23 protein-coding genes and 1 riboswitch are annotated in these 24,313 nt (G+C 74.0%); of the genes, 11 read left to right on the top strand and 12 right to left on the bottom strand.

Going from position 1 to position 24,313, the window contains the following annotated elements; genetic code table 11:
• Together ACFZB9_RS01395 and ACFZB9_RS01400 are read left to right on the top strand one after the other, a co-directional pair.
• Positions 1-1,332: a DUF58 domain-containing protein gene (locus ACFZB9_RS01395; RefSeq protein WP_391442763.1), complete on the top strand. Its 1,332-nt coding sequence runs from the start codon at positions 1-3 to the stop codon at positions 1,330-1,332.
• Entirely contained in the window at positions 1,329-3,755 is a 2,427-nt protein-coding gene (locus tag ACFZB9_RS01400) for a transglutaminaseTgpA domain-containing protein (protein ID WP_391442765.1), read from the top strand. Before ACFZB9_RS01395 ends, ACFZB9_RS01400 begins: the two co-directional genes overlap by 4 nt.
• 177 nt (positions 3,756-3,932) lie before the next feature.
• Here the strand turns inward: ACFZB9_RS01400 and ACFZB9_RS01405 are convergent, their stop codons facing one another.
• The 4 genes from ACFZB9_RS01405 to ACFZB9_RS01420 all read right to left on the bottom strand — a co-directional run bounded on the left by ACFZB9_RS01405 (position 3,933) and on the right by ACFZB9_RS01420 (position 6,519).
• Complete coding sequence (locus ACFZB9_RS01405; protein WP_391442766.1) at positions 3,933-4,328, bottom strand: DUF3040 domain-containing protein; 396 nt, start codon at positions 4,326-4,328, stop codon at positions 3,933-3,935.
• Positions 4,329-4,570: 242 nt separating this feature from the next.
• Positions 4,571-5,323 carry a methyltransferase domain-containing protein gene (locus tag ACFZB9_RS01410; protein ID WP_391442768.1) on the bottom strand — a complete coding sequence of 251 codons (753 nt, stop codon included), beginning with the start codon at positions 5,321-5,323 and terminating at the stop codon, positions 4,571-4,573.
• A 28-nt stretch (positions 5,324-5,351) separates the two neighbouring features.
• The gene (locus ACFZB9_RS01415; protein WP_391442769.1) at positions 5,352-5,852 is read right to left on the bottom strand and encodes an SAV_6107 family HEPN domain-containing protein; all 501 of its coding nucleotides are present in this window, start codon (positions 5,850-5,852) and stop codon (positions 5,352-5,354) included.
• 139 nt (positions 5,853-5,991) lie between these two features.
• Entirely contained in the window at positions 5,992-6,519 is a 528-nt protein-coding gene (locus ACFZB9_RS01420) for a PadR family transcriptional regulator (RefSeq protein ID WP_391442771.1), read from the bottom strand.
• Between the two features lie 56 nt (positions 6,520-6,575).
• Between ACFZB9_RS01420 and ACFZB9_RS01425 the strand changes: the two genes are divergently transcribed.
• Both ACFZB9_RS01425 and ACFZB9_RS01430 read left to right on the top strand, forming a co-directional pair.
• Positions 6,576-7,355, top strand: a complete 780-nt coding sequence (locus ACFZB9_RS01425) for an alpha/beta fold hydrolase (RefSeq protein ID WP_391442773.1) — start codon at positions 6,576-6,578, stop codon at positions 7,353-7,355.
• A gap of 11 nt (positions 7,356-7,366) precedes the next feature.
• Positions 7,367-8,761, top strand: a complete 1,395-nt coding sequence (locus tag ACFZB9_RS01430) for a phytoene desaturase family protein (RefSeq protein ID WP_391442775.1) — start codon at positions 7,367-7,369, stop codon at positions 8,759-8,761.
• A 64-nt stretch (positions 8,762-8,825) separates the two neighbouring features.
• On the opposite strand, the gene ACFZB9_RS01435 is transcribed toward ACFZB9_RS01430, so the two are convergent.
• Both ACFZB9_RS01435 and metF read right to left on the bottom strand, forming a co-directional pair.
• Positions 8,826-9,752, bottom strand: coding sequence for a hypothetical protein (locus tag ACFZB9_RS01435; protein WP_391442777.1), 927 nt, complete (start codon positions 9,750-9,752; stop codon positions 8,826-8,828).
• 94 nt (positions 9,753-9,846) lie between these two features.
• Positions 9,847-10,761, bottom strand: coding sequence for a methylenetetrahydrofolate reductase [NAD(P)H] (gene metF, locus ACFZB9_RS01440; RefSeq protein ID WP_391442778.1), 915 nt, complete (start codon positions 10,759-10,761; stop codon positions 9,847-9,849).
• A 175-nt stretch (positions 10,762-10,936) separates the two neighbouring features.
• On the opposite strand from metF, the gene ACFZB9_RS01445 reads away from it, so the two are divergent.
• A complete protein-coding gene (locus ACFZB9_RS01445) occupies positions 10,937-12,064 on the top strand; it encodes a polyprenyl synthetase family protein (protein ID WP_391442780.1) in 1,128 nt (375 codons plus the stop codon).
• Between the two features lie 35 nt (positions 12,065-12,099).
• On the opposite strand, the gene thiE is transcribed toward ACFZB9_RS01445, so the two are convergent.
• From thiE to ACFZB9_RS01460, 3 genes are all read right to left on the bottom strand, one after another.
• Positions 12,100-12,756 (bottom strand): thiamine phosphate synthase, encoded by a 657-nt coding sequence (gene thiE, locus ACFZB9_RS01450; protein ID WP_391442782.1) that lies wholly within the window; start codon positions 12,754-12,756, stop codon positions 12,100-12,102.
• The gene (locus ACFZB9_RS01455) at positions 12,753-13,109 is read right to left on the bottom strand and encodes an Rv2175c family DNA-binding protein (RefSeq protein ID WP_391443309.1); all 357 of its coding nucleotides are present in this window, start codon (positions 13,107-13,109) and stop codon (positions 12,753-12,755) included. Before ACFZB9_RS01455 ends, thiE begins: the two co-directional genes overlap by 4 nt.
• A 67-nt stretch (positions 13,110-13,176) precedes the next feature.
• Positions 13,177-14,370 carry an NAD(P)/FAD-dependent oxidoreductase gene (locus ACFZB9_RS01460; protein WP_391442783.1) on the bottom strand — a complete coding sequence of 398 codons (1,194 nt, stop codon included), beginning with the start codon at positions 14,368-14,370 and terminating at the stop codon, positions 13,177-13,179.
• An 81-nt stretch (positions 14,371-14,451) separates the two neighbouring features.
• Positions 14,452-14,564: riboswitch (TPP riboswitch) on the top strand.
• Here ACFZB9_RS01460 and thiO point away from each other — a divergent pair.
• The 4 genes from thiO to pknB all read left to right on the top strand — a co-directional run bounded on the left by thiO (position 14,560) and on the right by pknB (position 18,804).
• Positions 14,560-15,747: a glycine oxidase ThiO gene (gene thiO / locus ACFZB9_RS01465; protein WP_391442785.1), complete on the top strand. Its 1,188-nt coding sequence runs from the start codon at positions 14,560-14,562 to the stop codon at positions 15,745-15,747. (Overlaps the previous riboswitch by 5 nt.)
• Positions 15,744-15,953 (top strand): sulfur carrier protein ThiS, encoded by a 210-nt coding sequence (gene thiS / locus ACFZB9_RS01470; RefSeq protein ID WP_391442787.1) that lies wholly within the window; start codon positions 15,744-15,746, stop codon positions 15,951-15,953. Before thiO ends, thiS begins: the two co-directional genes overlap by 4 nt.
• A 6-nt stretch (positions 15,954-15,959) precedes the next feature.
• Positions 15,960-16,769: a thiazole synthase gene (locus ACFZB9_RS01475; protein WP_391442789.1), complete on the top strand. Its 810-nt coding sequence runs from the start codon at positions 15,960-15,962 to the stop codon at positions 16,767-16,769.
• 79 nt (positions 16,770-16,848) lie between these two features.
• The gene (gene pknB, locus ACFZB9_RS01480) at positions 16,849-18,804 is read left to right on the top strand and encodes a Stk1 family PASTA domain-containing Ser/Thr kinase (RefSeq protein ID WP_391442790.1); all 1,956 of its coding nucleotides are present in this window, start codon (positions 16,849-16,851) and stop codon (positions 18,802-18,804) included.
• A 35-nt stretch (positions 18,805-18,839) separates the two neighbouring features.
• On the opposite strand, the gene ACFZB9_RS01485 is transcribed toward pknB, so the two are convergent.
• Positions 18,840-19,499 carry a sulfite oxidase-like oxidoreductase gene (locus tag ACFZB9_RS01485; protein WP_391442792.1) on the bottom strand — a complete coding sequence of 220 codons (660 nt, stop codon included), beginning with the start codon at positions 19,497-19,499 and terminating at the stop codon, positions 18,840-18,842.
• A gap of 197 nt (positions 19,500-19,696) precedes the next feature.
• On the opposite strand from ACFZB9_RS01485, the gene bfr reads away from it, so the two are divergent.
• Positions 19,697-20,176, top strand: coding sequence for a bacterioferritin (gene bfr / locus ACFZB9_RS01490; protein ID WP_391442793.1), 480 nt, complete (start codon positions 19,697-19,699; stop codon positions 20,174-20,176).
• A gap of 30 nt (positions 20,177-20,206) precedes the next feature.
• On the opposite strand, the gene ACFZB9_RS01495 is transcribed toward bfr, so the two are convergent.
• Positions 20,207-20,509 (bottom strand): bacterioferritin-associated ferredoxin, encoded by a 303-nt coding sequence (locus ACFZB9_RS01495; protein ID WP_391442795.1) that lies wholly within the window; start codon positions 20,507-20,509, stop codon positions 20,207-20,209.
• A gap of 181 nt (positions 20,510-20,690) precedes the next feature.
• A complete protein-coding gene (locus ACFZB9_RS01500; protein WP_391442796.1) occupies positions 20,691-22,025 on the bottom strand; it encodes a class II 3-deoxy-7-phosphoheptulonate synthase in 1,335 nt (444 codons plus the stop codon).
• A 298-nt stretch (positions 22,026-22,323) separates the two neighbouring features.
• Between ACFZB9_RS01500 and ACFZB9_RS01505 the strand changes: the two genes are divergently transcribed.
• Entirely contained in the window at positions 22,324-24,267 is a 1,944-nt protein-coding gene (locus ACFZB9_RS01505) for an anthranilate synthase family protein (RefSeq protein WP_391442798.1), read from the top strand.
• Positions 24,268-24,313 lie beyond the last annotated feature (46 nt).

The following is a 24,313-nucleotide window of genomic DNA, read 5'->3' on the forward strand; positions in this document are numbered from 1 at the left end:
GTGGCTCCAGCAGGTGAACCGTCCGGCTTCCGCGCCGGGCTGCGTGGCCTGACCACCCGCGGCCGCTCCTTCCTCGCCGCCGGGGTGACCGCGGTGGCCTGTTCCTACCTGCTGGGCCAGAGCGCGCTGCTGCGGGTCGGGATGCTGCTGGCCGCGCTGCCACTGGCGGCCGCCCTGCTGATGCTGCGCACCCGCTACCGGGTGGCCAGCGGCCGCCGGCTCACCCCGCACCGGGCGACGGCCGGCCAGGAGGCGCGGGTGCACCTGCGGGTGGACAACATCTCGCGCACCCCCACCGGCCTGCTGATGCTGGAGGACAGGGTGCCCTACGTGCTCGGCCCGCGTCCGCGCTTCGTGCTGGACCGGGTCGAGCCGCGCGGCTACCGCGAGGTCTCCTACCGGGTCCGCTCCGACCTGCGCGGCCGCTACCCGCTGGGCCCGCTCCAGCTGCGGCTGAGCGACCCGTTCGGGATGGTCGAGCTGACCCGGGCCTTCACGGCCTCCGACACCCTCACCGTGGTCCCCCAGGTGCAGGTGCTGCCGCCGGTGCGGCTGTCCGGCGAGTGGGCCGGCTACGGCGACAGCATGTCCCGTGCGGTGGCGCTGGCCGGCGACGACGACACCGTGCCGCGCGAGTACCGGCACGGCGACGACCTGCGCCGGGTGCACTGGAAGTCCACCGCCAAGTACGGCGAGCTGATGGTGCGCCGGGAGGAGCAGCCGCTGCGCGCCCGCGCCACCGTGCTGCTCGACACCCGCGCGACCGGGCACCGGGGCAGCGGCCCCGCCTCCTCCTTCGAGTGGGCGGTCAGCTGCGCGGCCTCGGTCGGCAACCACCTGATGGAGCGCGGCTACCGGACCCGGCTGCTGACCGACAGCGGTATCCAGGTCCCCGCGATCAGCTCCGGGGGCAGCGGCTCGGTCAGCGAGTCGGTCGGCCTGCTGCTGGACTCGCTGGCCGTGCTGGAGCACTCCCACGGCAGCGGGCTGGCCCGCGCCGAGGAGGTGCTGCGGCTGGGCGGCGAGGGGCTGCTGGTGGCGATCCTCGGCGAGCTGGAGGACGAACAGCTGGCCGAACTCGGCCGACTGCGGCGCCGCACGGGGGCGGCGATCGCCTTCGTGCTGGACACCGGGACCTGGGCCGGCCTGCGTCAGCTCTTCCCGGACGCCGAGGCCGAGGAGAACGACCGGCAGCTGCGGCTGCTGCGCGAGGCCGGCTGGACCGTGCTGCCCGTCCGGGCCGGGGACTCGGTGCCCGAACTGTGGCGACTGGCGGACCGGCATCAGGCCCAGGCCGGCAGCGGCCGGCGCTCGAAGGGGGTGGGCGCGTGACCACGCGCGCGAGACTGACCTTGTACGCGGCGCTGGCCACCGGGCTGGCGATGCTCGGCCTGACCCCGCTGCTGCGGCCCTCCGGCTGGGTGCAGTCCGCCGGTCTGCTGATCGTGGTGGTCGCCCTGGTCGGCGCCGGGCTGCGCCGACTGGCGACGGCCCGCCCACTGATCGTGCTGGCCCAGCTGGTGGTGGTCTGCTACCTGCTGCTGCTCGGCTCGGTGGGCGGAAGCTTCACCGCCGGGGTGCTGCCGGGCCCGGGCACCCTGTCGGCCTTCAACAATCTGCTGACCGCCGCCGGCAACGACATCAGCTCCTACGCCATCCCGGCCCCGGCCACCGCGGGCCTGCGGTTCCTGCTGATCGCCGCGGTCGCCCTGGTGGCGGTCGCGGTGGACGCGCTGGCGGTCACCTACCGCAAGGCGGCGCCGGCCGGCCTGCCGCTGCTGGCCCTCTACTCGGTGGGCACCGGGCTGGCCGGCTCCGCGGGCGGCGCCAGCTGGCTCTGGTTCCTGGCGGCCGGCGGCGGCTACCTGATGCTGCTCTTCGCCGAGGGCCGCGACCGGCTCTCCCGCTGGGGCCGGGTCTTCCGCGGCGCCGGCGCCCCCGAGAGCCGCGACGGGCTGCCCACCGGCGGCCACCGGATCGGCGTGATCGCGCTGGCCTGCGCACTGCTGCTGCCGGTGCTGGCACCCAACTGGGACCTCAGCCTGGTCAACGGCGGCTTCGGCGACGGCGGCTCCGGCTCGGGCAACGGCAGCATCAACGCGCTCAACCCGGTGGTCTCGCTGACCGACGGGCTGCGCCGGCCGGACAACCAGGAGCTGATCCAGTACCACGGCGACGACCCGGCGCTGGCCACCGCCTACCTGCGGATCACCGCGCTGGACGAGTTCAACGGCGTCGAGTGGAAGCCGGGCAACCAGTCGGCCGAAACGGTGCCCAGCACCATGCCGCGGCCCACCGGGCTCGGAAGCGACGTGGCGACCAGCCCGATGGACACCCAGATCCAGATCTCCAGCAGCCTGAGCACCGACTGGCTGCCGGCCCCCTACCCGATCAGCCGGGTCGACGTGTCGGGCAACTGGCGCTTCGAGCCGGACGTCGGCGCGGTGATCGGCGACCGGGGGCAGAAGGCCACCGGCCTGAACTACACGGTGACCTCGCTGGACGTCATGCCGACCGCCGACCAGCTGCGCGCGGCGCCGCCGGCGCCCGGCTCGATCACCGATCACTACACCAAGCTGCCGGCCAACCTGCCGGCCGTGGTCAAGCAGCTGGCCCTGCAGGTCACCAACGGCAGGAGCTCGGACTACGACAAGGCGGTGGCGCTGCAGGACTGGTTCACCACCACCGGTGGGTTCGTCTACAGCTCCTCGGTGGACCCGGGCACCGGGCCGACCGCGATCGCCACCTTCCTGCAGGACCGCAAGGGCTTCTGCGTGCACTTCGCGGCCACCATGGCCGCGATGGCCCGCACCCTGGGCATCCCGGCCCGGGTCGCGGTGGGCTTCGCGCCCGGCGCCGACCAGGGCAACGGGAACTACGTGGTGGGCTCCAAGGACTACCACGCCTGGCCCGAGCTGTACTTCTCCGGCGCCGGGTGGATGCGGTTCGAGCCCACCCCGAGCCGTGGGGTGGCGCCGGACTACAGCGGGCCGCAGGTCGCGCCGAGCCAGAACGCGCCCACCGAGCAGCCCTCCGCCCGGGCCGACGCCCCCGCGCAGTCGGCGCCCTCGGCCGACTCCAGCTGCGGGGCGCCGGGCCGCCGGCAGGGCGGCTGCGGCCAGCAGGAGCCGCAGCAGCTGCCGACGGTGGCGGCGCCCGCCTCCGGTGGCCTGTCCGGGCAGGTGCTGGGGCTGATCGCGGCCGGTGCGGCCGTGCTGCTCCTGCTGCTGTCGCCGATGCTCTGGCGGGCCCGGCTGCGCCGGCGCCGGCTGGGCGGCGGCCGGCGCGGGCCGGGCGGCCCCGGTGGGCAGCTCACCGACGAGCAGGTGCTGGCGGCCTGGGCGGAGCTGATCGACACCGCCTGGGACCTGGGCATCCCGCCCGACCAGGCGCACAGCCCGCGGCACACCGGGGAGCGGATCAGCCTGGCGGCCGACCTGGACGAGCCGGGCCGGGCCGCGGTGGGCCGGGTGGCGCTGGCCACCGAACAGGTGCTGTACGCCCGCGAGGCCGGGCCGCAGCCCGCACTGGGATCCGACGTCCGCACGGTGCACCAGCGCCTGCGGGCCTCGGCCGGCCGCGGGCAGCGGCTGCGCGCGGCCCTGCTGCCGCCCTCGGCGGCGCGGCTGGTCTGGCGGCTGTCGGACCGCATGCTGTCGGCGCGGCTGCGCGGGCAGGCCGCGCGGCGGCGGCTGGCCGGCGCGCTCGGCCGACCGCTGAGCCGGCTGCGGCGCCGTCGGCGGGACCAGGGTTAGGGCGTCCGGCAGGATCGGCCGCCCGGCCCCAGGGCCGGGCGGCCTCCGGGGCCGACCGGCTGAGGCCGGACAGCACAGTGGGCGGGCGATCCGAGAGGATCACCCGCCCACTGTGCTTCGTTCGATTGACTTCCCGCGCCGGGCTCCGTGCGCCCGGCCTCCTTCGGTCGATCGTGCCTAGAGGCCGTCGTGCTCGTCCCGACGGCGCTGCCAGCGCTGCTCCATCCGGTCCATCACGCTGGCCTTGCGCCGGACCGGCGGAGCCGCCCGCAGGCCGCCGGGGCCCGGCCCGACCACGGGGTTCTTGCGCCAGCCGGCCACCGCGACCAGCGCGCAGCCGAGCATCACCAGGAAGCCGATCACGCTCAGCCAGATCTGCTGCGGCTGAATGATCATGCCTCCCATCAGGAGGGCCACTCCGACCACAAATCCCGCCGCGGCCAGGTACACCCGCCGGCGGGTGTGTGTGCGCAGCCCGGTTCCCTCAAGCGCCGTCGCGAACTTGGGATCTTCGGCGTACAGCGCTCGCTCCATCTGATCGAGCAGTCGCTGCTCGTGCTCCGAGAGCGGCACGGAGTCCTCCTACTCGTCGGTCGCGGGGCGACCGGTCCGCCACCTGGCCTTGTTGTGGTCCATATGCCCCATGCGTCAGGCCGTCATGCGTTCTGGCTTTACCCAGATCATACGGTCCGTCGACGGGTTCCGGGGTGGGCGGCGACCGGTCGTGTCCGCCACATCCGCCCCTCCCCACCACCAGGGAAACGCATGTGGCGGCCGCCGAGTGCCCGCCCAGGTGAACCAAGGGGCGGGTGGGCTCAGCCGAGGTGGGCGAGCAGGTGCAGCTGGGTGGCGACGGCGTGGAAGGCGGGCTGCTGGGCCGCGGCCTCCTCCAGCTTGAGCAGCGCCTCCATGGCGCCGGGCTCGGTGTCCACCAGGACGCCGGGCACCAGGTCGGCGAAGACCCGCACGCCGTGCACCGAGGCCACCCGCAGGCCGCTGTCGGCGGCCAGCCGGTGCAGCTCATCGGCGGTGAAGCGGCGCGGCATCGGGTCGCCGGCGCCCCAGCGGCCGTCGGGGGCGTCCAGCACGGTGCGGGCCTCGTCGAAGTGGCCGGCCAGCGCCCGGGCGAGCACCGCGCCGTTGCGGTTGGCGGCCAGCAGGCTGACCAGGCCGCCCTTGTGCAGGGTGGCGGTCAGGTGGCCGAGCGCCTCCGCGGGGTCGTCGACCACCTCCAGGACGCCGTGGCAGAGCACCGCGTCCACCGAGGCCGGGGCGATCACCTCGGGCAGCGTCTGGGTGTCGCCCTGCACCGCGCGCACCAGGTCGGTCACCCCGGCCTCGGCCGCCCGGCGTTCGAGGGCGAAGAGCGCGTCGGGGCTGGGATCCACCACGGTGACCCGGTGGCCGAGCCGGGCCACCGGGACGGCGAAGTTGCCCGTCCCGCCGCCGGTGTCCAACACGTCCAGCACCGGCTGGTCCAGCTCGGTGGCGCGGCGCTCCAGCGCCGCCCTGACCACCTCCCAGACCACGGCGGTGCGCAGGGCGCTGCGAGGACGCGTCGGGTACAAGGGTCGTCTCCTTCAGGAGGCCGGCGGCTCAGTCGCCTTCGATCCTATTGCCTCCCAGCTGCAGGACCCGCTCGACCAAGCGGACGAAGAGCGCGGCATTGCGGATCAGGTCGTCGGCGTCGCGCGCCGAGGCCGCGCCGGGCACCCCGGCCTCGGCGGCCGCCCGCTTGGCGGCACCGGCGGCGAAGTAGAGCGCCCACTCGGCGAGCTCGGGGGCCACCTCGGGCAGCACCTCCCAGGCACTGCGGATGGCTTTTCGGCGACGCGGGTTCTTCTCCGGGCGGCCGCGCACCGCGAGCACCGCCGCGGTGGTGCGCAGGGCGGCCAGGTGCGCGGTGGCGTAGCGCTCCAGCGGGTCCTGGGAAGCGGCGGCCGCGAGCAGCGTGCGGTGGGCCTGGGCGAGCAGGTCGCGGGCGGCGGGCGGGGCACCGGCCTTGAGCAGCACCGGGTGCACGTCAACGGAGCGCAGCGGGAGCTCGCCCACGGCCGGTGGCCGGGACGTGTCCCCATGGAGGTCGGCGACGGTCATGGTCTCTCCCCCGGTCCAGCGGGTGGTGCGGGCCGGTCGACCCGTCCACCGCCATGCTCGCGCCCGGCACTGACAATCCCGCCCGGCACGATCGCAGGCCCGCCCGGTACCGGCAGGTCCACCGCCGGCCCGGCGCCGGTCAGGCCGGCAGCGCGGCCAGGGTGCTCTCCAGCCAGGCCAGTTCGGCCCTGGTGGTGGCCCGGGCGATCAGCAGCATGCCCTGGCGGAACGGGTCGGCCAGCTCCTCGGCACCGATCGGGCGCTCACCGTCGTAGAAGAAGCTGGCCGGGGTCCGCAGGAAGGCCAGCCGGCGCTCCAGCACGGCCCGCTGGGCGCCCGGTTCGCCGTCCAGGTGGCGCAGGAAGGCGAGCAGGGTGAACCAGCGGTTCTCGTCGCTGATGTCCAGTTCGTCCGGCACCCGCAGGGCGGCCAGCAGCTCGGCCCGGCCGGCCTCGGTCAGGTGCAGGGTGTGCCGGGGCGCGGCGGCACTGCCGGGCTCGGTCTCGCGGCGCAGCAGGCCCGCCGCCTCCAGTTTCTTGATCGCCGGGTAGAGCGTGCCGTCGCTGATCGGCCGGACGTGACCGGCCAGCGCCGCCAGGTGACGGCGCAGTTCGTAGCCGTGCAACGGCTGCTCGTAGAGAAATCCGAGGATCGCCAGCTTCAGCATGGGGCTACGATGTCATACCTCGGCTTCGAGGTACCTAGATATCGAGGATGGTTTCTGTGCACGCTGCCCCCGTCACCCCCGCCGGCGACCTGATCCGCTGGGTCGAACTGCCCGGCGCCGCCGACGCACCGACCCGCGTCTACCTGCACGGCCTGGGCGCCAGCTCCCCCGCGTACTTCGCGGCCGGCGCCGCCCACCCGCTGCTCGCCGGGCGCCGCTCGCTCCTGCTCGACCTGCTGGGCTTCGGCCTCAGCGATCGGCCCACCGACTTCCCGTACACGCTGGAGGCCCATGCCGACGCCGTCGCGGCGGCACTGCGCGCGGCCCGGGTCGGCGGCGCGGAGGTGATCGGGCACAGCATGGGCGGAGCGGTGGCGATCGTGCTGGCGCACCGGCACCCCGAGCTGGTGGCGGCGCTGGTCCTGGTGGACGCCAACCTCGACCCGATCCCGCCCGGGCCCGGGCGCGGCGGCAGCCGCGGGATCGCCGCCTACCAGGAGGCGGAGTTCCTGGCCGGCGGCTGGCGCGAGGTGCGCGAGGCGGTCGGTCCGCACTGGTGGTCCACCATGCGGCTGGCCGGGCGCACCGCGCTGTACCGCAGCGCGGTGCACCTGGCCCGGGGCACCAGCCCGACCATGCGCGAGCTGCTGCTGGAGCTGCCGATCCCACGCGCCTTCGTGTACCCCGCCGCGGACGGCACCGCGCACCTGCCGGGCCCGGGGGTGCGCCACTTCGCGATCCCCGAGGCGGGGCACAACGTGATGCTGGACAACCCGGACGCCTTCGCCCGCGCCGTGGCCCGGGCACTGGCGCAGCAGCCGGCCGATGCCGATTAGGATCACGCGTCATGGCACGGATCGTCATCATCGGAGCGGGCATCAGCGGACTGGCGGCGGCGGCCCGGCTGGCCACCGTCGGGCACCGGGTGACGGTCTGCGAGGCGGCCGGGACCTACGGCGGGATGCTCGGCCGGTACCAGCGCGAGGGTTTCGCCTTCGACACCGGACCGACGCTGCTGACGCTGCCCGCCGTCTACCGCGACCTGGCGCTCAAGACCGGCCGGGAACCGCTGGAGCAGCTGGTCGAGCTGGCCCCGGTGGACCCCGAGAGCCGGCACCTGTTCGCCGACGGCACCGCGCTGGCCCTGCCCAACGCCTCCCGCGGCGGCGTCGCGCAGGCGCTGGACACGGCGCTCGGCGCGGGGGCGGGTGAGCGCTGGGGCGCGGTGATGAACCGCGGCCGCACCGTCTGGGAGGCCACCCGCCGCCCGCTGCTGGAGGAGCCGCTGCCCGCCGACCCCGGCGCGCTCGGCACCGACCCCTACCCCGCCGCCCCGCGCCGCGGCCTGGCCCGGCTGCGGCCCGGCGGCCCGGCGCCGACCCTGGACCAGATCGCCGCCCGCGAGCTGGGCGGGCACCCGGCGCTGACCGCGCTGCTCACCGAGTACGCGCTGCGGTTCGGCTTCGACCCGCGCACCGCCCCGGCCGGCGCCACCGTGATCCCGTACATGGAGCAGACCTTCGGCGTCTGGTCGGTGCGGGGCGGACTGCGGGCCCTGGCCGAGGCGGTGTACCGGCGGTGCGAGCAGCGCGGGGTGGAGTTCCGCTTCGACACCCGCGTCGGCCAGGACCCGCCCGAGGCCGACCTGGTGCTGCGCCCGGCGCCCACCGAGGCCGCACTGCCGGGACGGGTCAGCGTGCTGCTCGCGCTGCGCGGTGCCCGCCCGCCCGGCACCGCGCAGCGCACCGTGGTGCACGCCGCCGACCGGAGCGCGGAGCTGGCGGCCGTATTCGGCAGCGGGCCCAGCCTGCCCGAGCGTCCCACCGTGCAGGTACTGCGTCCTGACGATCCGTCGGGCCGCCCGGACGAGGAGCACGAGGCGGTCACCCTGACCGTGACCGTCCCCTCCCAGGCGCGGCTGGACTGGACCGCCCCGGGCGTCGCCGACCGCTTCGCCGACCAGCTGATCGCCCACGCGGACGCGGCCGGGCTCGGCCTCGGCGAGCGGGTGCTCTGGCGGGTGGTGCGGACCCCGGCGGACACCGAGCGGGAGACGCTGGCCCCGGGCGGCGCCGTGCCGCGCCCGGCACTCGCGGGCGCCGGCGGGGCCTTCCTCCAGCCGGCCAACAGCACCGGACAGGACGGGCACTACCTGCTCGGCGGGGCCGCGCACCCGGGTGGCGGGCTGGCCCGGGCCGGCATGTCGGCCTGCGTGGTGGCGGGGCTGATCGGGCCCGCCTGACGGGCTGCCGGCCGGAGCGAGCGAGCGGCCGGAGCGGACGGACGGGCGGACGGCCCGCGCGGTGCTACTGCCAGGCCTCGGGCTGCGGCTGCTGCTGGTAGTACTCGTACGACTGCTGCTGCGGGATGTGCTGCTGCGGCACGGTGTACTCGGGCTGGTACTGGCTCGGGTCGTAGGGCTGCTGCTGCCACTGCGGCTCGTACGGCGCGTAGGGCTGCTGCTGCTCCTGGTAGTAGGCCGCGTACTCCTGCTGCTGGTAGCCGTACTGCGGGTCGAACTGCGGCTGCTCGGCGTAGCCGTACCCGGGCTGCTGCTGACCGGGCGTCATCAGCTGCTCCTGCGCCATCGGCTGGCCACCCATCGGCTGGCCCTGCGCGAACTGGCCCTCGGCGAACTGGCCACCCGCGAACTGACCGTCGACGAACTGGCCCTGCGCGTACTGACCACCGGTGAACTGGCCATCGGTGAACTGGCCGCCCGTGCCAAGCGCCATCGGGTCGGGGACCGGGCCGGCCGACGGCTCGTAGACGGTCTCGTAGACGCCGTAGTCGCCGTCCTCGGCCGCCTGCGGCAGCACCGGCTCCGGCAGCACCCGCTGCTCGGACTCCTCGATCGGGCCGACCTCGCCGACCTTCTTCTGCGCCACCGCCGCGGCGGCGACCGCCGCCGCACCCCCGGTGGCCGCGCTGAGCAGCGGCACCTTGGCGAGCGGTCCGGGGAGCGAGCCGTCGGCGGCCCGCAGCGACCAGCCCTTGGCGTAACCGCGCTTGACGGAGAGGGTCACCATCGCCTGCCCGCCGGCGAAGCCCAGGGCTCCCACCGCGATCACCGGCACCGAGTGGATCGCCATCCCGGCCGCCACCAGCAGGAATCCGCCGAGCGCGAGACCCCGCCAGTGCAGCGGCGCACGGTTCTGCAGCAGCAGCTCGGCCACCAGCCAGAGCGCGACCACGGCGAGCGCCGCATACAACGCCAGCATCCCGATGCCCATCAGCGTCCTCCAGCACAGCCCGGCGCGCGGCGCGCGTGTGCGGCGACTGTACCTGTTCGACCGCCGCCGCCCCACATCCCCGCCACCACGGCCGTCAACCCCGGTGCAGGCCCAGGTTCTGGTAGATCTGCAGGGTGGCCGTCGAGCCGTTGAGAGTGATGAAGTGCAGGCCCGGCGCGCCCTCGGCGAGCAGCCGCTCGGACATCGCGGTGGCGTGCTCCATGCCCACCTCGCGCAGCGCCACCGGGTCGTCGGCCACCGCGCGCAGCCGGGCGTCCAGCTCCGCGGGGAAGGCCGAACCGCTCAGCTGCGGGAACCGCTCCAGCTGCTTGACGTTGGTCACCGGCATGATCTCCGGGATGATCGGCGCCTCGCAGCCGGCCGCCACCACCTTGTCGCGCAGCCGCAGGTAGTCCTCGACCTCGAAGAACATCTGGGTGATCGCGTAGTCGGCACCGGCCCGCATCTTGGCCACGAAGTGCCGGATGTCCTGGTCCCAGTCGCTGGAGCGCGGGTGCATCTGCGGGAAGGCGGCCACGCCCACGCAGAAGTCGCCGATCGACTTGATCAGTTCGACCAGCTGGTAGGCGTAGGTGACGCCCTGCGGGTGGCGCACCCACTCGGCGCTCGGGTCGCCGGGCGGGTCGCCGCGCACCGCGAGCACGTTGCGCACGCCCTGGTCGGCGTACTGGCCGATGATGTTGCGCAGCTCGGCCACCGAGTGGTCGACGGCGGTCAGGTGGGCGACCGGCGTCAGCGTCGTCTCGGTGGCGATCCGGCCGACCATGTTGACGGTGCGTCCCCGCGAGGAGCCCCCGGCGCCGTACGTCATACAGACGAAGTTCGGGTTGAGGCCCTCCAGGCGGCGGATCGCGGCCCAGAGCTTGTGCTCGGCCGTCTCACTGCGTGGGGGCATGAACTCGAAGGAGTACGAACGCTTCCCAGCCGCCAGGAGTTCGCGGACCGTGAGCGCGCGGTCGGTTCTGGTGGACGGAGTGCCGAGTGCCATGCTCGCAGAGTAGCCGTCGCAGCGGCGAGGCGGACAAGTATTGCTCAACACTTGAGACAATCTGTCCGCCCGCTGGGGCGGGCGGCCGGCTCCGGTACCCGGTGACAGCTGCTGCGCCGCACCGTCCGGCGGCCCGGCTAGTCTGATCTCCACCCACGTGACTCCGGAGTGCCTCGTGACCTCGCCCAGCCCCACGCCCGCGCGACCGCTCGACCAGGCCGGTGCCCGCACCCAGGTGGACGCCGCGCTCAGCCGGTTCATGACCGAGCAGCACGCGCTGCTGAGCTCGATCTCCCCGGACCTGGTGGCGGCCGCCGACGCACTGCGGGACTTCCTGCTGGACGGCGGCAAGCGGCTGCGCCCGGCCTTCTGTTACTGGGGCTGGCGCGGCGCCGGCGGCGAGGACGGCACGAACGGCGCGGGCGACGGCACCAGCGGGATCGCCAACGCGGCCGCCGCACTGGAGCTGCTGCAGGCCAGCGCCCTGGTGCACGACGACCTGATGGACCGCAGCGACACCCGGCGCGGCCTGCCCTCGATGCACCGCCGCTTCGAGGCGCTGCACCGCGAGCAGGGCTGGCGCGGCGACCGCGAGCAGTACGGGGCGGCGGCCGCGCTGCTGCTCGGCGACCTGCTGCTGATCTGGTGCGACCAGCTCTTCGTGCGCTGCGGCCTGGACGCGTCGGCGGTGCTGGCCGCCAAGCCGGTCTTCGACCTGATGCGCACCGAGGTGATGGCCGGTCAGTACCTGGACGTGCTGGAGCCGGTGGCCGGCGACTCGACCGACGAGCTGGCGCTGACCCGGGCCACCACGGTGCTCCACTTCAAGTCGGCCAAGTACACCATCGAGCGGCCGCTCCAGGTGGGCGCCCGGCTCGCCGGGGCGAGCGAGGAACTGGTCGCCGCGTACGGCGACTTCGGGCTGCCGCTGGGTGAGGCCTTCCAGCTGCGCGACGACCTGCTCGGCGTCTTCGGCGACCCCGCCGTGACCGGCAAGCCGGCCGGTGACGACCTGCGCGAGGGCAAGCGCACCCTGCTGGTCGCGCTCGCGCTGCGCGCGCTGCCGCGGGCCGAGGCGGCCCGGCTGGACCAGCGGCTGGGGGCGGCGGACCTGACGGCCGCCGAGATCGCCGAGCTGAGCGCGCTGGTGGCCGACAGCGGCGCGCCCGCACAGGTGGAGCAGCGGATCGAGGAGCTGATGGAGCGCTCGCTGGCCGCGCTGGCCGCCGCGCCGGTGAAGGACGAGGCGGCCCGGGAGACGCTGCTCGCGCTCGCCCGGGCCGCCACCGTACGCCGTTACTGACCGCGCCCTACCGACCGCGCGCCACCGAGTGGCCGTCAGCCCGCCTCGCGGACCCGGCGGGCCAGCTCGGCGGCCGCGGCGCCCGGGTCCTCGGCGGCGGTGATCGCGCGGACCACCACCACCCGGCGGGCGCCCGCGGCCAGCACCTGGTCCAGGTTGCCCAGGTCGATCCCGCCGATGGCGAACCAGGGCCGGTCGGTCGACTGGGCGGCCGCGTACTCCACCAGGCCGAGGCCCGGTGCGTGGCGGCCCGGCTTGGTCGGGGTCGGCCAGAGCGGACCGGTGCAGAAGTAGTCCACCCCCGGCTCGGCGATCGCCCGGGCCACCTCGGCCTCGGCGTGGCAGGAGCGGCCGATCAGCACGTCCGGTCCGAGGATCGCCCGGGCGGCCGGCACCGGCAGGTCGTCCTGTCCCAGGTGCAGCACCTGGGGACGGGCGGCGTGCGCCACATCCGCCCGGTCGTTCACCGCGAAGAGCTTGCCGTGCCGCTCGGCCGCGGCGGCGAAGACCTCCAGCAGCTCCAGCTCCTGCCTGGCTTCCAGGCCCTTGTCACGGAGCTGGACGATGTCCACGCCGTTCGCCAGCACGGTGTCCAGGAACTGCTCCAGGTCACCCTGCTCGCGGCGGGCATCGGTGCAGAGGTAGAGCCGGGCGTCGGCCAGCCGCTCCCGCGGCGGGGCGCCAGGGGTCACAGCGACATCGCCTGGGCGCGCCGCTTCACCTCGGTACCGCGGTTCTCCCGCAGCGCCTGGATCGGGCTGCCGGGCAGCGAGGGGTCCTCGGTGAAGAGCCACTCCAGGATCTCCTCGTCGGTGAACCTGCAGTCCCGCAGCACGGTCAGGGTCCCGGGCAGGTGCTTGACCAGGCCGTCGTCCGTGATGAAGTCCGCGGGGACCTGCAGCGACCGGTTGGGGCCGCGGCGGACCGCGATCAGCTTGTGGTCCTTGACCATCTGGCGGACCTCGGTGACCAGCACCCCCCAGCGCTCGGAGATGTCGGGCAGGTACACCCAGTCGTGGACCAGGGATTCGATCTTGGTTTCCATGTCGCTCACGGCACCAGCCTGCCATCTTTGGACGGCACCGCGCACCCACCGCCCCGTCAGGGAGGTGTCAGCGGACCGCCGACTTGAGCGGCAGCGCCGGGTCCGCGGCCAGCACCGGATCCAGCACCGCACCCTGGTCGATCAGCCGCCGGGCCTGGGCCAGGTCACGCGGGCGGTCCACGGTGAGCACCGCCACCGGCCGCTCCTCGCGCAGCCAGAGCACGCTCCACTGCGCGTCCTCGGGTGAGCCACGCCACAGCAGCCGGTCGCCGGCGGAGTGCCGTCCGACGTACTGCACCATCCGCCCGAACTGCTCGGACCAGAAGTACGGCACCGGGTCGTAGGCGACCTCGCCGCCCAGCAGCGCGGCCGCCACCGCCCGGCCCGAGTGCAGCGCGTGGTCCCAGTGCTGGACCCAGACGCGCTCGCCGTAGCGGGCCGAGGGGTAGCTGACGCAGTCGCCCGCCGCCCAGACGCCGGGCAGCGTGGTGCGCAGCGAGGCGTCCGCCGACACCGCGCCGCCGGCGTCCAGTTCGACGCCGGAGCCGGCCAGCCAGGCGGTGTCCGGGCGGGCGCCGACGCCGACCACCACCTCGTCGGCCACCACCAGCTCGCCGTCGGCCAGGTGCACGGCGCCCGGCTCGATCCGGTCCACCCGGGCGCCCAGCCGCAGCTCGACGCCGGCCTGCGCGTACCACTGCCGCATCGGCTCGGTCAGCTCGGCGGGCAGCGCGCCCGGCAGCGGGGCGCCGGCGGCCTCCAGCACCGTCACCCGGCAGCCCAGCCGACGGGCCGCGGTGGCGGTCTCGGCGCCGATCCAGCCCGCGCCGACCAGCACCAGGTGTGCTCCGGGGCGCAGGGCCGCACGCAGCGCGAGGGAGTCGTCGATGGTGCGCAGCACCCGGGCCGCGGCTGCGCCGGGCAGCCGGATCGGGATGGCCCCGGTGGCGAGCACCAGACGGTCGTAGGGCAGCTCACCCGCGTCGGTGCCCAGGCGCCCCGCGGCCAGCGAGGTGGCCCGGCGACCGGTCAGCAGCTGGACGTCGAGCGCTTCCCAGTCCAGGTCGAGGGCCGTCCGATCGGCCTTCGCGAGCAGGACGTCCTTGGAGAGCGGCGGCCGGTCGTAGGGGTGGTGCGGCTCCGCGCCGACCAGACTCAGCGGTCCGTGCCAACCCCCCTCCCGCAGCGCCACCGCACACTGTGCGGCCGCCACCCCCGCGCCGACCACGACCACCCGATCCGTGCTCTTCAGCTCCGCCACCTGGCGAACTCTACTCAGCAGATCCGCCGGCCACCCAGCAATCGGTGCCTTCAGTCCCCGCGACCCCCGGCGTTATGGTGGGTGCATCCTCACGGGAGCCCGGTGCACCGGGCTGAGAGGCGGGCTGCGGCGGCCTGCGACCGTCCGAACCTGATCCGGGTCATTCCGGCGAAGGGAGAACCGGTTCTCTTGGCACGCGATCTTTCGACAGACGCCCGAACCGACACCGACGTGCTGGTGATCGGCGGCGGGATCATCGGCCTGGCGGTCGCCTGGCGCACCGCGCAGCGCGGACTGCGGGTGGCGCTGGTCGACCCGGCCCCCGGTGGCGGCGCCGTACAGGTGGCGGCCGGCATGCTGGCCCCGGTCACCGAGCTGCAGTACGGCGAGGAGCCGCTGCTGCGCCTGGGCATGGCCTCCAACAGCCGATACGCCGAGTTCACCGCCGAGTTGACGGCGGCCACCGGGCAGGACACCGGCTACCGGGCCACCGGCACGCTGGCCGTCGCGCTGGACGCCGACGACAAGGCCGAGCTGAGCGAGCTGCACGCCTTCCACCACCGGCTGGGCCTCACGTCGAGCTGGCTGACCGGCCGTGAGGCCCGTCGGCTCGAACCGATGCTGGCCCCCGGGGTCCGGGCCGGTCTGCACGTGGCCGGCGACCACCAGGTGGACGGGCGGCGGCTGGCCGCGGCCCTGGTGACCGCCTGCGAGCGGGCCGGCGTGCGGCTGCACCGGGCCGAGGCGCGCGAGCTGCTGGTCGAGGCCGACCGCGCCCGCGGCGTGCGGCTGAGCACCGGCGGCGAGCTGCGGGCCGACCGGCTGGTGCTGGCGGCCGGCTCGCGCAGCCACCAGCTGCCCGGACTGCCGCCGGGCGTGCTGCCCGCGATCCGTCCGGTCAAGGGCCAGATCCTGCGGCTGCGGATCCCCGGGGCCTACGCCCCGTTCCTGTCCCGCAACGTGCGCGCGATGGTCCGCGGCGGCCACCTCTACCTGGTGCCGCGCGCGAACGGCGAGCTGGTGATCGGGGCCACCACCGAGGAGCAGGGCTACGACACCACGGTCACCGCCGGCGGCGTCTACGAGCTGCTGCGCGACGCGCACGAGCTGGTCCCCGGCATCACCGAACTGCCGCTGGTGGAGAGCAGCGCCGGCCTGCGCCCCGGCTCCCCCGACAACGCCCCGCTGCTCGGCCCCACCGCGCTGCCGGGCCTGCTGGCCGCCACCGGCCACTACCGCAACGGGGTGCTGCTCACCCCGGTCACCGGCGACCTGCTCGCCGCGTACCTGGCCACCGGGGTCCTGCCGGAGCTCGCCGCCCCCTTCTCCCCCGCCCGCTTCGCCGCCGTTCCGACCCTTGCCGGGAGTACCCGATGACCCAGATCCCCCTCACCGTCAACGGCGAGCCGCGCGAGGTGGCCGACTCGGCCACGCTGGCCGAGCTGGTGGCCCAGCTCTCCAAGGCGCCCTCGGGCGTGGCGGCGGCCCTCAACGAGACCGTGGTGCCGCGCGGCTGCTGGACCGACACCCGGCTCGCGGCCGGCGACCGGGTCGAGATCCTCACCGCCGTGCAGGGGGGCTGAGCAGCGATGGCTGACGACCTTCTGACGATCGGCGACACCACCTTCACCTCCCGGCTGATCATGGGCACCGGCGGCGCGCCCAGCCTGGAGGTGCTGGAGCAGGCGCTGCGGGTCTCCGGGACCGAGCTGACCACGGTGGCGATGCGCCGGGTCAAGGCGGACACCCAGGGCTCGGTGCTCGACGTGCTGGTGCGCAACGGCATCCGGGTGCTGCCCAACACGGCCGGCTGCTTCACCGCCGGCGAGGCGGTGCTGACCGCCCGGCTGGCCCGCGAGGCGCTGGGCACCGACTGGGTGAAGCTGGAGGTGATCGCCGACGAGCGGACCCTGCTGCCCGACCCGATCGAACTGCTGGACGCCGCCGAGACGCTGGTGGACGACGGCTTCACTGTGCTCCCCTACACCAACGACGACCCGGTGCTCGCCCGCAAGCTGGAGGACGTCGGCTGCGCGGCGATCATGCCGCTGGGCTCGCCGATCGGCTCGGGGCTGGGCATCCGCAACCCGCACAACTTCCAGCTGATCGTGGAGAGCGCGGGCGTGCCGGTGATCCTGGACGCCGGCGCGGGCACCGCCTCGGACGTGGCGCTGGCGATGGAACTGGGCTGCTCGGCGGTGATGCTGGCCTCCGCCGTGACCCGGGCGCAGGACCCGGTGCTGATGGCGGACGCGATGCGCCGCGCCACCGAGGCCGGGCGCCTGGCCCACCGGGCGGGCCGGATCCCGCGCCGCTTCCACGCCGAGGCCTCCTCCGCGATGGCCGGCCGCGCCGACCTGGCGCAGCACCCGGACCACCGTGAGCGGCCCGCCTTCTGACGGGCCGTCGCCGGTACTGATGACGAACCAGGACACCAGGGTCACCCAACCGTGTTCTGACCGCCCCTAGACTCCTGGGGTGGACACGACGTTGAACGACCCCCTGGTGGGAGTCCTGCTGGACAACCGGTACCGGGTCGAGGAGCGCATCGCGGTGGGTGGCATGGCCACCGTCTACCGGGGCACCGACACCCGGCTCGACCGGGTGCTCGCCCTCAAGGTGATGCACCAGGCGCTGGCCGGCGACGGCGAGTTCACCGACCGCTTCATCCGCGAGGCCAAGGCGGTCGCCCGGCTCTCGCACCCGAACGTGGTCAACGTCTTCGACCAGGGCGCCGACGGCAACGCGGTCTTCCTGGCCATGGAGTACGTGCCCGGGCGCACCCTGCGCGACGTGCTGCGCGACCGCGGGGCGCTCTCGGTGCGGGCCGCGCTCGACGTGCTGGAGCCGGTGCTGGCCGCGCTCGGTGCCGCGCACCGGGCCGGGCTGGTGCACCGGGACGTCAAGCCGGAGAACGTGCTGATCACGGACGGCGGCCTGGTCAAGGTCGCGGACTTCGGCCTGGTGCGGCTGCTCTCCGGGGCGGACGCGGCGGTGACCGACACCACCACCCCCGGTGTGATCATGGGCACCGTCTCCTATCTGGCCCCCGAACAGATCCAGCCCCAGGGCGCCACCGACCAGCGGGTGGACGTCTACGCGGCCGGCATCATGCTCTACGAGCTGCTGACCGGCAGTAAGCCCTACGTCGGCGACAACCCGATGCAGGTGATCTACCGTCACCTGCACGAGGACGTGCCGCCGCCCTCGCACGCCGTGCCCGGGCTGGCGCCCGGACTGGACGCGTTGGTGGCGGCCGCCACCGCGCGCGACCCGCAGGCCAGGCCGTGGGACGCGGTCGAGCTGCTGGCCGCGGTGCAGCGGGTGCGCCGCGCTCTGACCCCGGCCCAGCTGGACGCCGAACCGCCCGCCGCCAGCCGGCCCGCGCCGCGCTTCGCCCCGGGCGAGGCGACCTCGGTGCTCAGGCCCGCGGCGCCGGTCACCGGTCCCGAGCACACCAGTGTGATGGCCGCCCCGCCGCCCGGGCTCTTCGTCCAGCCCCGTCCGTACAACGAGCCGCCCCCGCCGCGCCGGGCCAAGCGCACCCGGTCGCGGCGCACCAAGCGCTCGCTGGTCTGGGGCTCGGTGCTCGGTGCGGTGCTGCTGGTGGTCGCGGCGATCAGCTACTTCCTGTCCGGCGCCGTCTACGCGACGGTGCCCAGCGTGCTCGGCCAGACCCAGGCGCAGGCCACCAGCACCCTGGACGGCGCGGGCCTGCGCGCCGGCTTCGGCCAGGCGTTCAGCGAGACGGTGCCGGCCGGCCAGGTGATCAGCACGGATCCCGGGGTGGGCCAGCGGGCCCGCAAGAGCGACGCGGTGCGGGTCACCCTGTCCAAGGGGCCGGAGCGGATCGCGGTGCCCGACGTCACCGGCAAGCCGCTGGACCAGGCGCAGCAGCAGCTCACCGCCGCCCGGCTGACGCCCGGCAGCACCACGCAGGACTACAGCCCGACCGTGCCGCAGGGCGCGGTGATCTCCACCTCGCCGGCCGCCGGACAGCAGCTGGCGGTCGACGCACCGGTGGCACTGGTGGTCAGCAAGGGTGCGGCACCGGTGGCGGTGCCCGACACCACCGGGCAGCCGGTGTCCAACGCGCAGTCCACGCTGACCGGGGCGGGCTTCAAGGTGGCACTGGCCACCGACCAGGCCTACTCGGACACCGTGCCCAGCGGCTCGGTGGTCAGCCAGGACCTCACCGGTACGGCCGCGCCCGGCAGCACGGTGACGCTGACGCTGTCCGAGGGGCCGCAGCCGGTGGCGGTGCCGTCGGTCACCGGGATGAGCCAGTCGGACGCCACCAAGGCGCTGACCGGTGCCGGGTTCAAGGTGAAGAGCAGCGGGCTGAACTTCTTCGGGCTGAGCAGCGTCTCGGGGCAGAGTCCGGCGGCCGGCACCATGCTGCCCAAGGGCTCGACGGTGACGATCACCTTCTAGCGGGGCGGCTGCCGGTCGGGGACGGCTGCTGCCGCTCAGCGCAGCGGGCCGTCCCCGGGCTCCTCCTGGTAGGAGTAGCGCTGCTCACGCCACGGGTCGGCGCGGTTGTGGTAGCCGCGCTCCTCCCAGAAGCCGCGGCGGTCGGCCCGCATGTACTCCACCGCGCGCACCCACTTGGGGCCCTTCCAGGCGTAGAGCCCAGGGACGATCAGGCGCACCGGGAAGCCGTGCTCGACGGTCAGCGGCTCGCCGTCGTGGTGGGTGGCGAAGACGGTGAGCGGGTCGGCGAACTGCTCCAGTGAGAGGTTGGCGCTGTAGCCGTACTCGGCCCAGACCATCACATGGGTGACGTCCGGGGCCGGCGGCGCGAGGTCGAGGACGGTGGCGGCGGCCACCCCGCTCCACTCGCTGTCGAGCATGGAGAACTTCGTCACGCAGTGGAAGTCGGCGCGCACCGTGCTGCGCGGCAGGCAGTGGAAGCCCTCGTGGTCCCACCTGGTCTTCTCGGCCGAGGCGGTCGCTCCGAACACCTGGAAGTCCCAGCTCAGCGGCTTGAACCGGGGCACCGGACCGTAGTGCAGGACGGGCCAGCCGCGCTGCGCGCGCTGACCGGGGGGAAGCCGGGGATCGGCCTGCGGCGATCGTTCGTGTGGAGAACGTTCACGCAGAGATCGTTCTTGTTCCGGCTGACCCATGGCTCCATGGTGACAGACGGCGGGCGCCCGAGAACGCGCGCCCCTTGAGGGCATCGAGCGCCCCTCTGAACGGTTCATTAGCGGGCAAATCGGAAAATCCGCCACAGAACCGAGTGAGTGTGAACTTACTGGAAATATCGCCCACAGTGCTGCCAGGATGCGTCCACCTGGTTCCCGCAGCGCAGGAAGGCACCGCCATGAAGGGCGACCCCGAGGTCATCGAGTTCCTCAACGAGCAGCTCACCGCCGAGCTGACGGCCATCAACCAGTACTTCCTGCACGCCAAGATGCAGGAGAACTTCGGCTGGACGAAGCTCGCGAAGTACACCCGCCACGAGTCCTTCGACGAGATGAAGCACGCCGAGCTCCTCACCGACCGGATCCTCTTCCTGGACGGCCTGCCCAACTACCAGCGGCTCTTCCACGTGCGGATCGGCCAGACCGTGAAGGAGATGTTCGAGGCGGACCGGCAGGTGGAGGTCGAGGCGATCGACCGGCTGCGCCGGGGCATCGTGGTGATGCGGGCCAAGAACGACGTCACCTCGGCCAACATCTTCGAGGACATCCTGGCCGACGAGGAACACCACATCGACTACCTGGACACCCAGCTCGAACTGGTGGAGAAGCTCGGCGAGGCGCTCTACATCGCGCAGCTGATCGAGCAGCCGGAGAGCTGACCCGGCTCGGCCCAGGCGCCTCGGCTCGGCTCAGGCGGTGCGGCGCAGATCGAGCGGCCGGGACAGCGCGGGCTCGAGCGGGCGGCCCTCAAGGGGACGGTTGGCGGGCAGGTCGGCCTCGGGATCGGCCAGACCGAGCTTGGCGGCCAGCCTGGCCGTCGGGCACGGGCGGCCGCCGTGCTCGCCGAGCATCGCCTGGATCCGGCGCACGCAGGACCCGCAGTCGGTCCCGGCCTTGCAGCCCTGGGCTATCTGGCGCGGGGAGTTGGCGCCGCCGTCGATGGCCCGCTTGACCTGGTCCTCGGTGACCGCATGGCACATGCACACGTACATCGCGGTCTCTCCCGGGGTCGGTGGCCTGGAGCCTTGGTCTGCGGCCTCTGAGGTCTGCGGCCTTTGAGCTAAGCCTTACCTTACCTGCCTCATCGGGCACGCAGAAGGCCCTGCCTCTCCGGGAGAGGCAGGGCCTTCGTCACATTCCGCGGTCACCGGCGCAGGCGCCGGCGGCCTGCGTTCACTGCCCGCGGTACATCTCCGCGACCAGGAACGCCAGGTCCAGCGACTGGCTGCGGTTCAGCCGGGGGTCGCAGGCCGTCTCGTAGCGCTGGTGCAGGTCGTCCACCAGCACCTCGTCACCGCCGCCGACGCACTCGGTCACGTCGTCGCCGGTCAGCTCCACGTGGATGCCGCCCGGGTGGGTGCCCAGCCCGCGGTGCACCTCGAAGAAGCCCTTGACCTCGTCGAGCACGTCGTCGAACCGGCGGGTCTTGTGCCCGGTCTCGGCCTCGAAGGTGTTGCCGTGCATCGGGTCGCAGATCCACACCGGCTGCGCGCCGGAGGCGGTGACCTTCTCCACCAGGGCGGGCAGGTGATCGCGGATCTTGCCCGCGCCCATCCGGGTGATGAAGGTGAGCCGGCCCGGCTCGCGCTCCGGGTCGAGCCGCTCGATCAGGGTCAGCGCCTCGTCGACCGAGGTGGTCGGGCCGAGCTTGACGCCGATCGGGTTGCGGATCCGGGAGGCGAACTCGATGTGCGCCCCGTCCAGCTGGCGGGTCCGCTCGCCGATCCAGACCATGTGGCCCGAGACGTCGTACAGATCGCCGGTGCGCGAGTCGACCCGGGTCAGCGCCGTCTCGTAGTCGAGCACCAGCGCCTCGTGCGAGGAGAAGAACTCGACGGTCTTGAACTCCTCCGGCGCGACCCCGCAGGCCTGCATGAAGTTCAGCGCGTTGTCGATCTCCTTGGCCAGGCGCTCGTAGCGCTGGCCGGCCGGCGAGTTGCGCACGAAGTCCTGGTTCCAGGCGTGCACCTGGCGCAGGTCGGCGTAGCCACCGGTGGTGAAGGCACGCACCAGGTTGAGGGTGGCGGCCGAGGCGTTGTACATCCGCTTCAGACGCTCGGGGTCCGGGCGGCGGGACTCGGGGGTGAACTCGAAGCCGTTCACCGAGTCGCCCCGGTAGACCGGCAGGGTCACGCCGTCGCGGGTCTCGGTCGGCTTGGAGCGCGGCTTGGAGTACTGGCCGGCGATCCGGCCCACCTTGACCACCGGCACCGAGGCGGCGTACGTCAGCACGGCCGCCATCTGCAGCAGGGTCTTCAGCTTGTTGCGGATGTGGTCCGCCGAGACGCCGTCGAAGGCCTCGGCGCAGTCGCCGCCCTGGAGGAGGAACGCCTCACCACGCGCAACGGCACCGAGCCGGGCGCGCAGCTGGTCGCACTCGCCGGCGAAGACGAGCGGCGGATACGAGGCGAGGTCCGCCAGAGCGGTGCGCAGCGCCTGCGGGTCCGGCCAGTCAGGCTGCTGCGCCGCGGGCAGGGATTGCCAGGAGTGGTGATTTGTCACGGTCACGGTGTCAAGGCTACGGGGTGTGACAACCGATTTGTGCCCACCTTCCAGTGGATGAGACACCCGGCGGACATTTCCGGGTAGTCCTGCTCACCCCGTCAGCCGATCAGCTACTGTCATATCCATGCACGCGCCACGCACCTCTTCCTGGTGGTGGGCCAACCCCCGGGTCGGCCCACAGCTCGCGCGTCTCTAGACGACACGACGGCCGCCCCACTCGGGGCGGCCGTCGTCGCATTCTCGGACGGCCTTCCCGGCAGAGCGGACCAGCCCCGCCCCTTCCTCCGGAAAGAAGCCGACCGTGACCCGTGCCACCGCCGCCGCGCTGCTCGACCGTCTGACCGCCCCGGACGCCCCCGCCTTCGCCCTGCTGCACCGCCGCACCCCGCGGCTGGCCCCCGACACCGTGGAGCTGGTGCTCGGCGAGGTCGGCTGCTACGACACGCTCGCCCAGCTGCCGCTGCCCACCGGAGCCCCCGCCGACGGCCGGCCGCGGCACGACCTGCTCGCGCTGGTCCCCTACCAGCAGATCCGCGAGCGCGGCTTCGAGGCGCACCAGGACGGCACCCCGCTGCAGGCGCTGCGGGTGGCCGAGCAGTACCAGCTGCCGCTCGGCGAGGTGCTGGCCGCGCTGCCGCGGCTGCCCGTGCGGCTCACCGGCGGCGGTTTCGACATCGACGACGAGCAGTACGCCGAGATCGTCCGGCAGGTGATCCGGGAGGAGATCGGCGGCGGCGAGGGCGCCAACTTCGTCATCCGCCGCGACTTCCACGGCACCCTGGCCGACTTCTCCACCGGGCTCGCGCTCAGCCTCTTCCACCGCCTGCTCGACCAGGAGCGCGGCGCGTACTGGACCTATCTGGTGCACACCGGCGACCGCGTGCTGGTCGGCGCCTCGCCCGAGGTCCACGTGCGGCAGAGCGGCGGCACCGTGGTGATGAACCCGATCTCCGGCACCTACCGCTACCCGGCCGAGGGGCCGAGCCTGGATTCGCTGCTCGCCTTCCTGCACGACCCCAAGGAGCTGGAGGAGCTCACCATGGTGGTCGACGAGGAACTCAAGATGATGTGCACGGTCGGCGACCTGGGCGGCCAGGTGCTCGGCCCGCGGCTGAAGGAGATGGCCCACCTCGCGCACACCGAGTACGAGCTGCGCGGGCGCACCTCGCTGGACGTGCGCGAGGTGCTCAAGGAGACGATGTTCGCGGCCACCGTCACCGGCAGCCCCGTGCAGAACGCCACCCGGGTGATCCGCCGCTACGAGCGCAGCGGGCGCGGCTACTACTCCGGCGCGCTGGCCCTGATCGGCCGCTCGGCCAGTGGCGGGCAGCAGCTGGACTCGCCGATCTGCATCCGCACCGCCGACATCGACCCGGCCACCGGCCGCCTGGTGGTCCGGGTCGGCGCCACCCTGGTGCGCCACTCCGACCCCGTCTCGGAGGTGGCCGAGACCCACGCCAAGGCGGCCGGTGTGCTGGCCGCGATCGGCGCCCGCCCCACCGCCGCCGGGCCGGCCAGGCGCGACTGGCCACGGCTGGGCGAGAACCACCGGGTGCAGACCGCGCTGAACGGCCGTCGCGCCGACCTGGCGCCGTTCTGGCTGCGGATGCAGCAGCAGGTGACGCCCGATCAGCCCGAGCCGACCCTGGTGGTGGACGGCGAGGACACCTTCACCGCGATGCTGGCCCACCTGCTGCGCGCGATCGGCCACCAGGTCTCGGTGCTGCGCTACGACAGCCCCCAGCTGGCCGAGCGGGTCGCCGCGCACCGCGGACCGCTGGTGCTCGGCCCCGGCCCGGGCGACCCGGCCGACCTCGCCGACCCGAAGATGGCCGTGCTGCGCCCGATCGCCGCCGAGGCGCTGGCCGCCGCCCGGGCCGGACGACGCGCGGCCCCGCTGCTCGCGGTCTGCCTCAGCCACCAGTTGCTCGGCGCCGAACTCGGCCTGCCGCTGCACCGCAAAGCCACGGTCTACCAGGGCGCGCAGGAGACCATCGACCTGTTCGGCACCCCGCAGACGGTCGGCTTCTACAACACCTTCACCGCGCACTGCTCCCCCGCGGACGCGGAGCGCCTCGCGCTGGCGGGCATCGAGGTGGCGCGCGACCCGCTCACCGGCGACGTCCACGCGCTGCGCGGCCCCGGCTTCGCGAGCCTGCAGTTCCACCCGGAGTCGGTGCTGACCATGGACGGCGTGACCGTCGTGGCGCAGCTGCTGCGCGCGGCGGTGCCGGTGGTCGGCTGAAGCCCGGCGACCGACGGCCGGCGGGCACGTGCCCGCCGGCCGTTCG

The organism is Kitasatospora sp. NPDC008050 (assembly GCF_042957465.1).
In the GTDB taxonomy this organism is placed as follows: domain Bacteria; phylum Actinomycetota; class Actinomycetes; order Streptomycetales; family Streptomycetaceae; genus Kitasatospora.